This window comes from Marinomonas alcarazii (genome assembly GCF_003208215.1).
Taxonomy (GTDB): domain Bacteria; phylum Pseudomonadota; class Gammaproteobacteria; order Pseudomonadales; family Marinomonadaceae; genus Marinomonas; species Marinomonas alcarazii.
The window spans coordinates 51,973-66,526 of sequence record NZ_QKLW01000003.1 but is presented as its reverse complement, the minus strand read 5'-3'; the positions used below and the strand labels follow the sequence as shown (position 1 = coordinate 66,526).

Annotated in this window: 16 protein-coding genes; 6 read left to right on the top strand and 10 right to left on the bottom strand. The window is 46.1% G+C overall.

What is annotated here, in order from left to right:
* Window positions 1–25: 25 nt before the first annotated feature.
* Window positions 26–544 carry a glycine cleavage system transcriptional repressor gene (locus tag DFP75_RS08500; protein WP_110574587.1) on the bottom strand — a complete coding sequence of 173 codons (519 nt, stop codon included), beginning with the start codon at window positions 542–544 and terminating at the stop codon, window positions 26–28.
* 119 nt (window positions 545–663) lie between these two features.
* Window positions 664–1,887: an MFS transporter gene (locus DFP75_RS08495; RefSeq protein ID WP_110574585.1), complete on the bottom strand. Its 1,224-nt coding sequence runs from the start codon at window positions 1,885–1,887 to the stop codon at window positions 664–666.
* A gap of 243 nt (window positions 1,888–2,130) precedes the next feature.
* On the opposite strand from DFP75_RS08495, the gene DFP75_RS08490 reads away from it, so the two are divergent.
* Window positions 2,131–3,780, top strand: a complete 1,650-nt coding sequence (locus tag DFP75_RS08490; RefSeq protein WP_220032627.1) for a methyl-accepting chemotaxis protein — start codon at window positions 2,131–2,133, stop codon at window positions 3,778–3,780.
* Window positions 3,781–3,873: 93 nt separating this feature from the next.
* Here DFP75_RS08490 and sstT read toward each other — a convergent pair whose 3' ends face one another.
* Window positions 3,874–5,094 carry a serine/threonine transporter SstT gene (gene sstT, locus DFP75_RS08485; RefSeq protein ID WP_245927014.1) on the bottom strand — a complete coding sequence of 407 codons (1,221 nt, stop codon included), beginning with the start codon at window positions 5,092–5,094 and terminating at the stop codon, window positions 3,874–3,876.
* A 223-nt stretch (window positions 5,095–5,317) separates the two neighbouring features.
* Between sstT and DFP75_RS08480 the strand changes: the two genes are divergently transcribed.
* Window positions 5,318–5,956, top strand: a complete 639-nt coding sequence (locus tag DFP75_RS08480; RefSeq protein ID WP_110574581.1) for an NAD(P)H-dependent oxidoreductase — start codon at window positions 5,318–5,320, stop codon at window positions 5,954–5,956.
* A 182-nt stretch (window positions 5,957–6,138) separates the two neighbouring features.
* Window positions 6,139–6,672 carry a DUF3750 domain-containing protein gene (locus DFP75_RS08475; RefSeq protein ID WP_110574579.1) on the top strand — a complete coding sequence of 178 codons (534 nt, stop codon included), beginning with the start codon at window positions 6,139–6,141 and terminating at the stop codon, window positions 6,670–6,672.
* Window positions 6,673–6,757: 85 nt separating this feature from the next.
* Here the strand turns inward: DFP75_RS08475 and DFP75_RS08470 are convergent, their stop codons facing one another.
* Together DFP75_RS08470 and prlC are read right to left on the bottom strand one after the other, a co-directional pair.
* The gene (locus tag DFP75_RS08470) at window positions 6,758–7,018 is read right to left on the bottom strand and encodes a YheV family putative zinc ribbon protein (protein WP_110574577.1); all 261 of its coding nucleotides are present in this window, start codon (window positions 7,016–7,018) and stop codon (window positions 6,758–6,760) included.
* 108 nt (window positions 7,019–7,126) lie between these two features.
* Window positions 7,127–9,157: an oligopeptidase A gene (gene prlC, locus DFP75_RS08465; RefSeq protein WP_110574575.1), complete on the bottom strand. Its 2,031-nt coding sequence runs from the start codon at window positions 9,155–9,157 to the stop codon at window positions 7,127–7,129.
* A 168-nt stretch (window positions 9,158–9,325) separates the two neighbouring features.
* On the opposite strand from prlC, the gene DFP75_RS08460 reads away from it, so the two are divergent.
* From DFP75_RS08460 to DFP75_RS18700, 3 genes are read left to right on the top strand one after another with little or no spacing between them, the layout of a single operon-like run.
* Window positions 9,326–9,868, top strand: a complete 543-nt coding sequence (locus tag DFP75_RS08460; protein ID WP_110574573.1) for a gamma carbonic anhydrase family protein — start codon at window positions 9,326–9,328, stop codon at window positions 9,866–9,868.
* Window positions 9,865–10,491 (top strand): RNA polymerase factor sigma-70, encoded by a 627-nt coding sequence (locus DFP75_RS08455; protein WP_110574571.1) that lies wholly within the window; start codon window positions 9,865–9,867, stop codon window positions 10,489–10,491. Before DFP75_RS08460 ends, DFP75_RS08455 begins: the two co-directional genes overlap by 4 nt.
* A 1-nt stretch (window position 10,492) precedes the next feature.
* On the top strand, window positions 10,493–10,684 hold the full coding sequence (locus tag DFP75_RS18700) for a zf-HC2 domain-containing protein (RefSeq protein WP_110574569.1): 192 nt from the start codon (window positions 10,493–10,495) through the stop codon (window positions 10,682–10,684).
* 26 nt (window positions 10,685–10,710) lie between these two features.
* Here the strand turns inward: DFP75_RS18700 and znuB are convergent, their stop codons facing one another.
* From znuB to DFP75_RS08425, 5 genes are all read right to left on the bottom strand, one after another.
* Window positions 10,711–11,502 carry a zinc ABC transporter permease subunit ZnuB gene (gene znuB, locus DFP75_RS08445; RefSeq protein ID WP_110574566.1) on the bottom strand — a complete coding sequence of 264 codons (792 nt, stop codon included), beginning with the start codon at window positions 11,500–11,502 and terminating at the stop codon, window positions 10,711–10,713.
* Between the two features lie 38 nt (window positions 11,503–11,540).
* Complete coding sequence (gene znuC, locus DFP75_RS08440; RefSeq protein ID WP_110574564.1) at window positions 11,541–12,317, bottom strand: zinc ABC transporter ATP-binding protein ZnuC; 777 nt, start codon at window positions 12,315–12,317, stop codon at window positions 11,541–11,543.
* Window positions 12,314–12,814: a Fur family transcriptional regulator gene (locus tag DFP75_RS08435; RefSeq protein ID WP_110574562.1), complete on the bottom strand. Its 501-nt coding sequence runs from the start codon at window positions 12,812–12,814 to the stop codon at window positions 12,314–12,316. The genes znuC and DFP75_RS08435 overlap by 4 nt, the downstream gene beginning before the upstream one ends.
* Entirely contained in the window at window positions 12,814–13,791 is a 978-nt protein-coding gene (locus DFP75_RS08430) for a nickel/cobalt transporter (RefSeq protein ID WP_110574560.1), read from the bottom strand. The genes DFP75_RS08435 and DFP75_RS08430 overlap by 1 nt, the downstream gene beginning before the upstream one ends.
* A 113-nt stretch (window positions 13,792–13,904) precedes the next feature.
* A complete protein-coding gene (locus DFP75_RS08425) occupies window positions 13,905–14,525 on the bottom strand; it encodes a MarC family protein (protein ID WP_110574558.1) in 621 nt (206 codons plus the stop codon).
* Between the last annotated feature and the right edge of the window lie 29 nt (window positions 14,526–14,554).

The window sequence follows — 14,554 nt, the reverse complement described above, 5'->3', positions numbered from 1 at the left end:
GCGGACAAAAACCTAATTTACCGGACTAGGCAAACTGATTAACAGACAATTCCACCATTAAATCACTACTGATTTTCTCCAGTGCCGCTTCCAATTCTGACAAAGGTAGATCTTTCGGCACAGCCAACACCATATCGGTTTTAAATAACATATCAGAGCTCATCGGCGCGGGTTCGCACGTAGTGGTGAGCTCTTTAACGTTAACCATCAAGGAATGCAGCACTTGAGACACTTCTTTAACAATCCCCGGACGATCATTCCCTACCACGGATAAAGACAAGGTCGAGCCAGATCCTGAACTTTGTTTCGCTATTTCAACGGTGACATGCAGACCCAATTTTTCAAAATCACGCAAAGCACTCACTAGAGCTTCTTGCTGATCCAAAGGCACAGAGACAGTCAAAATACCGGCAAATTTATCTGCCAAATGCGCCATGCGGCTTTCTAGCCAATTGCCATTATAACGCGCGATGGTGTCGGACAGACGCTCAACAAGGCCTGGGCGGTCTTCGCCAATAAAACTCAATACAAGATGCTGCGACATACACTTCTCCATCGATATTGTTAGACTGGTACAAATTACATCAATTCAAGACTACTGTAGTTAGACACAAGTGCCAAGCACACGCCAATTGAGTTACTCACCCTAAATTATAGTGAATCCTATCGCTTTGTGTTTACCTGTTGGCGCAAAAACCAGAAGCCCAAGCTGGCAGCGAGCAGACCCGAAAAGCTGCCCACGCCAATGGCCCATCTCGCGCCAAAGAAGTCTGCAACCCAGCCAACCAAAGGTGCACCCAACGCGGTGCTGCCCATTGCGGTTGCCAGAACCACAGCCATCACTCGGCCTCGATAGCGCTTCTCCGTTGCCACCTGCATATAAGAAGCCGTCGATGTGGTAAACAGCTGCAAACTAAGACCGAGCAAAATAAGCAACACAGCGAACGCCCAGAATGACGTGCTAATCGCGACCAAGAAGCAACTCACCGCAAACATAGCAGCGACATAGATCATAAAACGAAATGTCGGTGAGGAGCGGCGGCTAGCAGTGACTAAAGCGCCGCTAATCGAACCGATCGCCATCATAGAAATTAAGAAGCCATATTGATCTGCATGGCCTTGAAACACATGCACTGTCATCGCCGAAAGATAAACCGAAAAATTCATACCTAAACTGCAAATTAAAAATGACATGACCAGTATGACGGCCATCTCACGATGCAGCCAAATGTACCGAAAACCATCCAGAAACTTGGCCACATCTGGCGTCTTTTTACTGTTATCCACCTCCACTTTTGGCAAGCGACTCTTGAAAAGATGCAAAGCCATTAACAAAGGAATAAAAGACAACACGTTGATCATAAACACCCAACCCGTCCCGATTAGGGCGATCAGTATGCCTGCAATAGCTGGACCTACAAGACGTGCAGAGTTGAAGGACACGGAATTCAGGCCAACGGCGTTTGATAGCTCGTCTTCACTCACAAGGTCCGACACAAAAGCATGACGAGCAGGCGCGTCAAAGGCGGCAACGCAACCTAATGCAAACGCACAAGCACACACTTGCCATAGCTCAACATGACCACTCAATACCAATATGCCAAGAATTAATGCCAGTGCTGCCATCAAACACTGAGTAATAAACAGCAGCTTTCTACGATCCATCCTATCTGCAGTCCACCCCGTCACGGGCAAGAGTAAAATCTGCGGTGCAAATTGTAAAAATACCACCAGCCCTACGGCTGAGGCATTCTTATCTGATAGTTCGGCAATGACGATCCAATCTTGCGCCGTTCGCTGCAGCCAAGTACCGATATTCGAAATAACTGCGCCACCAAACCAAAGCCTATAATTCAGGTTTGATAGCGATCGAAATGCATTACTCAATACACACCTCTTAAACTGATTAATAAAACATCAAATATTACTTAAATGTGTCATTTTTTAGGGGTAATATAAGAATCCCCTTACACGAGGAGCTCAAAAATTACTGATTAAAGACGGTTTTCTTATACTCTCGTGCATTTTCTCAACTAATCGACCAAGCATATCTTGCTCTGTAAAACATAAATGGACTTTGAGTTTCACAGCAATGGCGTAATAAATATAACTTACTGTGGGTAATACATCGTGATATTCAACAAAATGTCTCTAAAAGCTCAATTTATTTCCGTAATAGCACTGCCTTGCCTTGTGCTCTTACTTGTTAGTTGGGCTGGCTTACGCGGCCTTTCTAGTGGACAAGAGCAAACTAAACAATTAGCCGAAAATACAAGCGCACCACTGCGATCTCTGGCAGAAGTGGCATCACGTATACCTCGTATGCGTGTGGGTATCGATATTATCTTGCTGCAAGAAATTCCAGCCATGCAAGATCAAAAAGGCGCTCTCACTCGCGTTAAAGAAACCCGTACCGAAGATATCCCAGAAATGGATATGGCGCTCAAGGAAGCATTAAATTCCCAAGTTAATCCTAAAATGCGTGCTGAAGTACAAAAACTCATAGACGTGTTTGCTAAAGTTAAACGTGACGAACTAACGCCTATGCTGGCCGCCATTGAAAATAATGACTTGCCGACCGCGCAAGAAATATACAAAACAAAATACGCAAACAGCTATGGCGTTATGCGTAAAGCTGTCAATATGCTCCTAGACGAACTGCTTGAGCAAGGCCAGCAAAGCTATGCCCAAAGCCAGATAAATTATGAAAAAAGCCGCAACAACATGATCGGCTTAATCGTGGTTGCCTTATTGGCTTCTATTCTCTTGGCTTGGTTGATCTTACGTCGTCTTAACAGCCGCGTGTCTTATCTACAGCAACATATTTCAAGCGCGAGTGACAAACTGGACCTTGGCTCTGTGATGTCTCTAGATGGCAAAGACGAACTTAGCGATATCGCCCAACATTTTAATCAGTTTATCACTAAAGTTCGCACGGCTATTGAAAACGTTGCTGAAAACTCCCGTCAGCTTGCCCATACCGCAAACGACGTCGCATCGAAAGCCAAAGCAACGCACACCAACTGTTTAAATGAGCGCGACCGTACCACTCAAATCGCCACCGCCATTCACGAAATGGGAGCCACAGTAGAGAACATCGCTGAAAACGCGTCTCAAGCAGCTAAAGCAGCCCAAGAAGCGGATAAACAAGCTCATCAAGGCGCTGGCTTAGTCGCACGCGCTCGCCAAGGAGTAACTGAGCTATCTACTGAAATACAACACATCAGTGCCGACATTGATTCTTTAGCAACGCAGACTGATTCGATTGGTAGCATTCTAGACACCATTCGCAGTATCTCTGAACAAACGAACTTATTGGCCTTGAACGCAGCGATAGAAGCGGCTCGGGCTGGTGAACAAGGTCGAGGCTTCGCCGTCGTTGCCGATGAAGTACGTAACCTTGCCAGCCGCTCTGCTGCATCGACTGACGAAATCCAAAAAATGATCGACAAGCTCCAAGAACAGTCGGCCAAAACCGTTGCGACCATCCAATCTGGACAAGATCAAAGCACCGAAGTAGTTGGTCAGGCGAATGAAGCCAATACATCGCTGGAGCAAATTACAGCGCACATTGGCCAGATCAGTGACATGAACATTCAAGTTGCCACTGCGACAGAAGAGCAATCTCTCGTGGTAAACGACATGAGCAAAAACGTTGAAGAGATTAATCAGCTAACAACAGAAACGTCGGAAATCGCCGATGAACTGACAGCATCAAGTACCAACTTGCAAAAACTGTCTGTACAACTTGATAAACTGGTTACCCAATTTAAGCTTTAAAACAGCCTAAACCAGCACATTATAGAAACCAAAAAGGGAAGCACTTTGCTTCCCTTTTTTGTCATCGCAGAGCGATAATCACATTATGGCAATCTAGTTCTTATCATTAGAAAGACAAGCCGCCGCTGTAAATAACGCATCCGTCGAGCTATTTAATGCCGTTTCAGCAGAATCCTGTAAAACGCCAATAATAAAACCAACCGCCACAACCTGCATGGAAACTTCGTTGGAAATATTAAATAAGCTACAGGCCAACGGAATCAGCAACAGCGAACCACCCGCCACACCAGAAGCACCACACGCAGAGACAGCCGCAATCACACTAAGCAATAACGCGGTACCAAAGTCCAAGGTAATACCTAAGGTATTTACGGCTGCCAAAGTTAACACCGTAATCGTGATGGCAGCGCCAGCCATATTAATGGTCGCACCCAAAGGAATAGACACGGAATAAGTATCTTCGTCCAAGTCTAAGCGCTTACAAAGGTCCAAGTTAACCGGAATGTTCGCAGCAGAGCTGCGGGTAAAAAATGCGGTTACGCCACTTTCTTTTAGACACTTAAATACTAAAGGATAAGGGTTACGACGAAGTTTCCAGAATACCAATAATGGATTGGTAACAAACGCAATAAACAGCATGGCACCAATCAATACAGCCAACAAATGGGAATAGCCAAGCAAGGCATCAAAGCCTGTCGCCGCAATCGTACTGGCCACCAAACCAAAGATACCAAACGGCGCCAAGCGAATAATAAAAGAAACAATGCCGGTCACGCTGGTTGATAAATTCTGAAGAACGGATTTTGTTGTATCGGAGGCATGACGTAGTCCTAAGCCCAAGCCAATCGCCCAAGTCAGAAGACCTACATAATTGCCCTGCACCAAAGCGTTTACAGGGTTATCGACCATCTTAAATACCAAGGTATGTAAGACTTCACCTATGCCTTGAGGTGCACTTTTACTTAAATCAGGAGAGACCAAATTTAGCTCGGTCGGAAAAGCAAAACTGAAAACAACCGCCGTTAATGAAGCGATAAAGGTACCAATAATATAAAGCAGAATCACTGGGCGAATATGGCTTTGCTGACTTTGCTTGTGATTGGCAATCGACGCCATCACCAGTATGAACACCAAGATTGGCGCAATGGCTTTGAGGGCCTTGACGAAGAAGTCACCAAGCAAACTGGTCGATAAAGCTATGCTCGGTGCGACATAGGCGAGAACAATACCACACACAATACCGATGGCAATTTGCAACACTAAACTACCGCGAAGATAACGCTGAAACAACGAAGGTTTTTGATCAAATGTCATTAGAAGGGGGTCCATTGAAATTTTCAAAGCCGCACCTTACTTCATCCTCGCTTAAAAATGAACCATTTTAGGGCGTTATTGCCGATATTATTGCAACATACCAACCAAATCGGAGAATTAACCGATTATTCAACTTCCTTACTTTATGCTTAAAGTTCGACTTGAACTTAATCATTACAAGACCAATATTAAGGGAATACAAAAACCTTATTTAGGAATAACCATGTCGAATTTGTTAGAAAAATTAAACTGGCGCTATGCCACAAAGAAAATGGACTCAAGCAAAGTCGTTGAGCAAGAAAAAGTAGACCGCATTCTAGAAGCGATCCGCCTAACAGCGACATCAAGCGGCCTCCAGCCTTACGAAGTTATTGTTGTAAAAAACAAAGCCCTGCGTGAAGCCATCGTCCCTCATGCTTGGAACCAAGCGCAAATCACTGACGGTTCGCATCTTTTGGTTTTCGCTGCATGGGATAACTACACAGAAGAACGAATTAACAAAATGTTCGACCTAGTAAACGATGAGCGTGGCTTTAAAAATGAAGGTTGGGAAAACTACCGTCAAATGATTTTAGGTGCTTACCCTCCTCGTGATGCTGAAGTGAATTACCAACATGCTGCTCGTCAGGCATACATTGGTCTAGGCACGGCCCTAATTGCCGCTGCTGAAGAAGGCGTAGACAGCACGCCAATGGAAGGCTTTGATCCTGCAAAAGTTGACGAGATTCTAGGTCTAACAGAACGCGGTCTGCGCTCTGTGATTCTGCTTCCTTTGGGCTACCGCGCAGACGAAGGCGACTGGTTGAAAGATCTGAAAAAAGTCCGTCGTTCGAAAGAAGATTTCATCACTGAAATGAACTAATTTTCTGTTTCATTGAAACAACAGATCTAAAACGCCAGCCTGCTGGCGTTTTTTTATGCTTCTTTCTTGAACTTGGCAAAAAATAGGGAACAGTGCTACCAAGCTCAAAAAGAATGACCCAAACTGACTGAAACCTGCGTATGTTAGTAGAACTAAAACTATCCAATTGCCAAGGACTCAGCATGCCAAAGTATCTAGGACTTCTATTCATCACACTATTCTTAAGTGCTTGCTCTTCAAACGACAACTGGCGCACCGCAAGCCGAGAACCAGCGGGTATCGCACCCTCACCAGAAACAGAAAAACAAGCCGTTATCGAGTTTTATGCCGCCGATGCTTTTAGTTGGCGAGGCTGGTTTGCGGTTCATACTTGGGTGGCAACCAAAGAAAAGAACGCGTCTGAATACACTGTCCACGAAGTCGTCGGTTGGCGAGTAAAAAGAGGACTTCCTGCATTATCTGAATACACAACCACCACACCGGACCGTTATTGGTTTGGTGCGAAACCAGAGAAAGTGCTTTCGATTATTGGCCCTAAAGCCGAAGCATTGATTCCGAAAATAGACGAAGCGGTAAAACGTTACCCCTGGAAAAACGAATACACAGTGTTCCCAGGGCCAAACAGCAACACTTTCCCAGCGTGGATTGGCTTGCAAGTGCCAGAACTGGATCTTGATATGCCATTTCGCGCCATTGGCAGTGGTTATGCAGATTAAAAACGCTTAATCGCAAGAAAACTGAGCAACAAAAAAGCGAATGGTGGGAGCACCATTCGCTTTTTATCATCTAACCTATCCCAGCTTAGTGCTTAGTCGAACCGGGATTTGGGATGAAGTTAATCACCACTTCTTCCGCTTCTGGAGAACTGCTATGGGGCTGATTCACTCGAGTAGGAATCTCGGTTGGCTGCGCCTGTATTACCGTAGATTGCTCATCCGTGTAACCACAACCAACGCACTCACGATATTGCTTTTCAGCGTCATCGTCGCGCCAAGCACGAATTTTATCCATCTCACTACAACGAGGGCACACAGCCCCTGCGATAAAGCGTTTTACTGTCATAACCCAACTACCTTAAAAAAAATAACGCCTTAAAGCGACGTCATAAAAAAAGCAGCGTCTTAGCTGATTTGCATCAGGCGAGACGCTGCTTCCTTGCAGTACAAAAGTTTATGCCGCGATGCCGCTGTGTCTCAATAAGGCATCGGTGCTTGGCTCACGGCCACGGAATTCAGCGAATAATTCCGCTGCTGGACGAGAGCCGCCATTGGCCAATATGGTATCACGGAAGCGTGCGCCCGTATCTTTATTGAAGATACCCTCTTCTTCGAATTTCGAAAAAGCATCCGCCGACAAAACTTCCGCCCATTTGTAGCTGTAATAACCCGCCGCGTAGCCACCAGCAAAAATATGCGAGAAGCTGTTTTGGAAGCGGTTAAATTCAGGTGGTGTGGTCACCGCCACTTTGCTACGAACATCATCAAGTACCGATTGAACGGAAATGCCCTTTTGATATTCCATGTGCAAACGGAAATCGAACAAAGAAAATTCCAATTGACGCATCATCTGCATACCAGATTGGAAGTTCTTCGCCGCTAGCATCTTGTCTAATAAGTCCTGTGGCAGCGGTTCACCGGTTTCGTAATGACCTGCAATATGAGCCAGCGCTTCAGGCTCGTAGCACCAGTTTTCCATAAATTGACTTGGTAACTCGACCGCATCCCACGCCACGCCATTGATACCCGACACAGAAGAAACGTCCACCTGCGTCAACATGTGATGCAAACCGTGACCAAATTCATGGAATAAGGTGGTCACTTCGTTATGAGTAAGCAAAGCAGGATTGTCACCTATAGGTGGCGTAAAATTACACACAAGATAGGCAATTGGCAGCTGCAAACGGTCATCACTCAAACGTCGACGAGTACGACAAGAATCCATCCATGCCCCACCGCGTTTTGCTTCACGCGCATACGGATCGAGATAGAAGCGAGATACGTCTTCGCCATCCTTGCTGATGGTGAATAACTGCAAGTCCTTGTTATAGCTATCAAATTCTTTTTCTTCGCGAATATCCACGCCAAATAAGGTTTGTGCCACGTGAAACAATCCGGATAACACTTTGTTCATCGGGAAGTAAGGACGCAGCTCTTCTTGGGAAATACTGAACTTATGCTGACGCAATTTCTCTGCGTAGTAAGTCATGTCCCAAGCGTTCAATTCTTCCACGCCATTTTCGTCTTTTGCGAAGGCCGTCAATTGTGCAAGATCTTGTTCTGCCGAGCTTTTTGACTTCTTAGCAAGGTCTTCCAAGAAATCGATCACCTGCTGACCATTGTCGGCCATTTTCGTGGCAACAGATAATTCAGCGTAGTTATCAAAGCCGAGAATATGAGCCATTTCATGGCGTAATTCTAAAATTTCGTCGATCAAAGGCGCGTTATTAAATTTGATGTCGCCACCTTGATCAGACGCGCGAGTCGCAAAGGCACGATACATTTCTTCGCGTAATCCCGCATTGTCAGCGTAACTCATTACTGGCATGTAAGATGGAAAGTCTAGGGTGAATAACCAACCGTCTTTGTCTTTGGCTTGTGCCATTTGCTTCGCTTGCGCCAGAGCAGACTCAGGCAAGCCTGACAACTCACTTTCGTCGGTGATTAATTTGCTCCACGCTTGTGTCGCATCCAAAACGTTTTCGCCAAATTGGCTGCTAAGTTCAGACAAACGCTGGCTGATCTCACCATAACGTTTCTTGGCATCGCCTTCTAAGCCGACACCAGACAATTCGAAATCACGAATCGTTTGCGCCAAGGCTTCGCTTTGAGCTTGGCTTAGCGTTTTCGCTGCCTCACTTTCAGCAAGATTTTTGTAAGCTTGGTACAAAGCTTTATTTTGCCCAAGATCGGTATAGAACTGTGTCAATTTTGGCAAACAAGCGTTGTACGCTGCTCGCAAATCTGGGGTGTTTTTTACTGAGTTCAAATGGCTGATTGGAGACCAAAAATTGTTTAAGTCGTCGTGCAGTTGATCCAAGGGCAAAACAAGGCTTTCCCATGTTGGATTGCTGTTCTCGCTCACACAAGCCTCAATAGCAGCTTGACTGTGCTTCAGCAGTTTCTCTAGATCTGCTTCGATGTTCGCAACATCAATTCCAGTAAAATTCGGTAAGCTGGTCGCGTCCCATACAGACTGTGACATATCATGATATCCTTTTATAAATTGAACGCTGCATTGCATTAATCAATACTATTCCTACTAAGATAGGTTGTCTTAACACTTTTTCAATGCATAAAACGCTATTGTGTTAATAGTTCCTTCATTTATTGGCACATTCTATAAACCAACCTCTTTGTAAGTGAGCATTATATGGTGATGAAATCTTTCCGTGGCAAAACACCACAACTTGGTGACCGTGTTTGGGTCGACGACAGTGCCGTGATTATTGGCGACGTTACCATCGGCGAAGACAGTTCAGTATGGCCTTTGGTGGCAATTCGTGGCGATATGCACCGTATTCGCATTGGCGCTCGCACCAGTATTCAAGACAACTCCTGCTTGCACATTACGCATGCCAGCACTTACAAGCCTGAAGGCCATCCGCTTACCATCGGCGACGATGTGACCGTAGGCCATATGGCGATGTTGCATGGCTGCACCATTGGTAGCAGAGTACTGGTGGGGATGAGCACCACCATTCTTGATGGTGCTGTGATTGAAGACGAAGTGATTATCGGCGCAGGCTCTTTAGTACCACCAGGCAAACGTTTAGAGTCTGGTTTTATGTACATGGGGTCGCCAGTCAAACAAGTTCGTCCACTTAACGATAAAGAAATCGAATACTTTCAATATGCGGGCCTTAACTACGTCAAATTGAAAGACGAGTACCTTGCGCAAGCAGAAAACGAATGACAAATGCGAACCTCGCTGCAGAATTAGACAATTCTGCAGCAAGCCTCTTTGAAGATACGGCTTTTATTGAAGCGTTACGCTCGCAAATGCTGAAATTCGCAAGGCTTCAAGTACGAGACAATCAGTTAGCCGAGGACGCAGTGCAAGAAGCGATGATCTCTGCCTTTCAAAACATTGATCGCTTTGCACGCCAAGCGGCTTTTAAAACTTGGGTATTCTCTATCTTAAAGAACAAGCTAATCGACCAGTTGCGCAAGGAAAAACGCCTCACGGCAGCCAGTCAGCTCGAAAACGGGCCGAACCTCAATGGCGATGCCTTAATAGAGCATCTGTTCGAAGCAAATGGTCATTGGCAAAAAGACGAACGTCCGAAGAAATGGGATCAGCCCGAACACAGCGTAGAGAACCAACACTTTTGGCGAATTTTCGATGCTTGCTTAGATGCGCTACCCACCAAATACGCTCGATTATTTATGATGCGCGAATTTCTTGAAATGGACACACCCGAAATTTGCCATAACGAAGAGGTATCGGTAAGCAGCCTAAACGTCACTTTATACCGCGCTCGTCTACGATTAAGAGAATGTTTAGAAGATCACTGGTTTCAAAAGGAGACGTCGTAATATGATGAAATGCAAACAAGCGACCCAATTGCTCTCGGAGAAACTGGATCGCCCTTTATCCGCTAAGGAAAAAATCCATCTAGCCATGCACATATCAATGTGTGGCCCCTGCCGCCAATTTGGCAAACAAATGGAGATGATCCGCGACTTATCAAAGTCCTATTCCAAAACAAAAGAATCGGACGATCAATAAGTTCGCCGAGCAAACGACCGACTCAATTAGCGAAGACGCTTAAACGGCAAGGTATAAGCCACTAGAAACAGCAAAGCCGCGCAGACAACAACACTTGGACCAGTTGGTGTGTCCCAACGATAAGACGCCCACAAACCACCACAGACAGACAAGCAACCAATCATGCTGGCGAAAGAGGCCATCTGCACAGGCGTCTTCGACAACTTACGCGCCGTGGCAGCAGGAATGATCATCAAAGAGGTAATCAACAACACACCGACGATTTTCATCGCGACCGCAATCACCAAGGCCACCAACAACATTAACAATAAACGAATGGCTTCTACCGGATAACCTTCTACTTTTGCCAGCTCCTCGTTCACAGTAACCGCAAGTAGAGGCTTCCAGAAAGCCACCAATAAGGCGATCACCGCCAATCCGCCGCCATAAATCCAATACACATCCGCTTGGTTAATCGCCAACAAATCGCCAAACAAATAGGCCATCAAATCGATGCGGATATTGTCGAGAAAACTCACCGCCACCAAACCTAACGATAACGCGGAATGAGCCAAAATCCCCAACAAAGTATCTGTGGCGATAATGTGCTTCTTCTGCAAGGTAACCAGCACTAAAGCCAAACCCACACACAACACAATAATCGCTAGATTCAAGTTGATGTCTAATAAGAAACCTAACGCCACCCCTAACAAGGCAGAGTGCGCCAAGGTGTCACCGAAATACGCCATGCGACGCCAAACAACAAACGCCCCTAACGGACCTGCGACCGCCGCCACACCTAACCCACCAAACAAGGCTCTGAGCAAAAGATCTAACATGGTTTTACTAACTCCAATATCGGCTAACTTAGGTGTGATTAATGATGTTTACAATGGGCGTGAGCATCGCCGTCGTCCGACAAAATACTGCCGTGTTCATCATGAACGTGATCGTGCTGATGGGCATAAATAGCGATGGACTCGTCTGCTCCCGGCACGCCAAATAAGGCTTGATAAGCAGGGTGACCCGTGACGTGTTGTGGGCTGCCAGAACAGCACACGTGCTGGTTAATACACACCACTGTATCGGTTTTTGCCATCACCAAATGCAAATCATGGGAAACCATCAAAACGCCGCAATTTAGCTCATTTCGTATGCCTTCAATCAGGTTGTAAAGTTCCACCTGACCATTCACATCCACGCCTTGCACTGGCTCATCGAGTACCAATAAATTCGGTCGATTCAGCAAAGCCCGCGCTAATAAAACACGCTGCGTTTCACCGCCGGACAACACATGCACCTGGGATTGCAGCAAATGAGCAATACCCAGTTTTTCTAAGGTCGGAAGAATTTGCTGTTTATCAACGCCACGAACCAAGGCTAAGAAATGCTTCACCGTTAATGGCAAGGTTGGATCAATATGCAGTTTTTGCGGCATATAACCAATGCGCAATGTCTTATGTCTTACCACTTCGCCAGAAGTGGCTTCTTGCAAACCGAGCAAGGTACGAATCAGCGTACTTTTGCCGCTGCCGTTAGGGCCAATCAAGGTGACAATCTCACCTTCACTGATTGTCATATCGATGTTTTCGAGCAACACCCGACCGTCAAACGCAATGCCAATATTGTCAAAGGCAACCAATCGCTTACTCACGCGCTTGCTCCTACTGATTTTCCCTTACACTTCTCACATAAACCCGTTAATTCGATGGTTTCTGCTCGTAATTCAAAGCCTTGGCGCGCGGCTTTTTCAACCAACGCCGCGTGAATATCTTGGTAATCAAATTCCATAACATTGTGACATTCATCGCAAATCAAAAAATACCCTTTGTGCGCTTTGTCTGCATGGGCACAACCAAGGTAGGCGTTCATCGATTCCACTTTGTGGATAAGACCCGCCCCCAGCAAAAAATCCAAGGCGCGATACACAGTTGGCGGTGCCGAGTTGAACCCTTCTTCCGCCAGTTTCGCCAATAACTGATAAGCGCCTAGCGGACGGTGGCTTTCCCAAATTAACTCCAAGGCACGACGGCGTACTTTTGTCAGGCGCTGCCCTTGCTGAATACATAATGCTTCCGCCGTGCTTAGCGCGCTCTCGATACAGTCATTATGATTGTGGTGTACGTGCTGATGTGCGTCTTCATGTTTCATTAGAAAGCCCTTCCTGCATTACTTAAGTAGCTCCAAATCATTGAAGTACTGATGATAATCAAAGCGAAAGCGGCAATAAAACCAAAGGTGCGCGATACTCGTTGTCGCCAAACACGATGCTCACTGCTTAACGCAAAACCGGTATCACGAACAAAGACACTGACGCCCGCCAAAGCCGCCACTGTAATAGCGGTGCCTAGCGCCATGGCAAAAGTTGCCACCAAGCCCCAAACAAAAATGCCCGTACTCACGGAAAATAACAAAACCAAAATCGCCCCTGTACAAGGACGAATACCAACCGCGGCCACCATCGCCCAAATACTTCGACGAGCGGTCTTCGCTTCATTCTCGTGATGCGAACAACAAGCGTGATCATCAGAATGACCGTGTGAGTGCCCATGACCGTCATGGCTATGCCCATGATGTGCGTGATCGTGGCTGTGATGCTCTTCTAGGTGATCTTGCGAGTGATCGTGACCACAACCAGATTTACCGCGCAACAAACGCACAAAGATCCACACGCCAATCAAACCAACGGCAGCAAAACTCGCTACTTCAAAAAAGCGGCTGATTTGCATCGCTTTTCCCGCCAAAGAAAACACTTGGCTCAGCACCACAATAACCAATATAGCCATCACCGCCTGAACGCCAGCGCACAAGAACGCAAGGCTAATACCACGACGAAGCGGGGCTTTGCTTGCCAGCATATAAGCGGAAATAACCGCCTTACCATGACCTGGGCCTGCGGCGTGAAACACACCGTAAAAGAAGCTCGTAGAGATTAATCCCCACAACAAAACCGGACTGCCGCCCTTACTAATAGAGCGAACTAAAGACACTAGCTCACGATGAAACGTGGCCTGCTGAGAAATCACCCACTGGATAAAATCTTGATACACCGCAAAATCCATCGCGGCATAAAGAGGCGAGTTGAGACATAAAAAAGATAACAATAAAAAAGCGACGTTCTTTGCCATAATTGGCTCTCACCGAGATTGGATAGAATTTTGTTATGATATAACAAGTAAAACCCAAGGAGAAGCCAAAGCCTAGAAACGCCGCATTTTGTACAAGATTAACGCATAACCCTTTAGCTAACGGCCGTTGTGACAGGTTCTATAAAGCCCATCACACCGCTCATAAAGATTTGCGCAGCCATGGCAGCCAAGATCAAACCGGTAATTTTAGACAACACATTCAACCCTGTTCGGCCCAACATTTTCTCGATCAAGGAACCAGAATACAGAATGATCGCCAAGGTTCCCAAGGCCAACAACAAACCGCACAAACCGATGAACAAATCCCAGCCTTGCAACTCAGCACCATAGACAAGAATCGTACCTATGGTCGCAGGCCCAATAATGGTCGGCACCGCTAATGGCACAACCGACACGTCATCACGTTCTTCACTGGGCATGCCAACGGCATGGTTACGCGTTCCGTCTCGCACCAAACTCAACGCCGACATAAACAACAAAATACCAGAGCCAATACGAAAAGAATCCAGCGTGATACCCAATACGGCAAACAAACTGCCGCCAAAAAACAGCAACACAATAGAAATCGCGACCGACGCAATAATGGCTTTATTTGCCACTTGTCGACGGGATGCCGAAGATTCTCCGCGGGTTAACGCAAGAAACATAGACAGCACAAAAAACGGCGCGAAAAGAAAGAAGAACTTAATCGAAGTCGAGATCAATAAACTCATTTAAGGGAATCACCAGTAAAGCACAAAGC

Coding starts and splice junctions, on each gene's coding strand:
- DFP75_RS08500 (WP_110574587.1), bottom strand. CDS start 544: ATGTCGCAGCATCTTGTATTGAGTTTTATTGGCGAAGACCGCCCAGGC.
- sstT (WP_245927014.1), bottom strand. CDS start 5,094: ATGACATTTGATCAAAAACCTTCGTTGTTTCAGCGTTATCTTCGCGGT.
- DFP75_RS08480 (WP_110574581.1), top strand. CDS start 5,318: ATGTCGAATTTGTTAGAAAAATTAAACTGGCGCTATGCCACAAAGAAA.
- DFP75_RS08475 (WP_110574579.1), top strand. CDS start 6,139: ATGCCAAAGTATCTAGGACTTCTATTCATCACACTATTCTTAAGTGCT.
- DFP75_RS08470 (WP_110574577.1), bottom strand. CDS start 7,018: ATGACAGTAAAACGCTTTATCGCAGGGGCTGTGTGCCCTCGTTGTAGT.
- prlC (WP_110574575.1), bottom strand. CDS start 9,157: ATGTCACAGTCTGTATGGGACGCGACCAGCTTACCGAATTTTACTGGA.
- DFP75_RS08460 (WP_110574573.1), top strand. CDS start 9,326: ATGGTGATGAAATCTTTCCGTGGCAAAACACCACAACTTGGTGACCGT.
- DFP75_RS08455 (WP_110574571.1), top strand. CDS start 9,865: ATGACAAATGCGAACCTCGCTGCAGAATTAGACAATTCTGCAGCAAGC.
- DFP75_RS18700 (WP_110574569.1), top strand. CDS start 10,493: ATGATGAAATGCAAACAAGCGACCCAATTGCTCTCGGAGAAACTGGAT.
- znuB (WP_110574566.1), bottom strand. CDS start 11,502: ATGTTAGATCTTTTGCTCAGAGCCTTGTTTGGTGGGTTAGGTGTGGCG.
- DFP75_RS08435 (WP_110574562.1), bottom strand. CDS start 12,814: ATGAAACATGAAGACGCACATCAGCACGTACACCACAATCATAATGAC.
- DFP75_RS08430 (WP_110574560.1), bottom strand. CDS start 13,791: ATGGCAAAGAACGTCGCTTTTTTATTGTTATCTTTTTTATGTCTCAAC.
- DFP75_RS08425 (WP_110574558.1), bottom strand. CDS start 14,525: ATGAGTTTATTGATCTCGACTTCGATTAAGTTCTTCTTTCTTTTCGCG.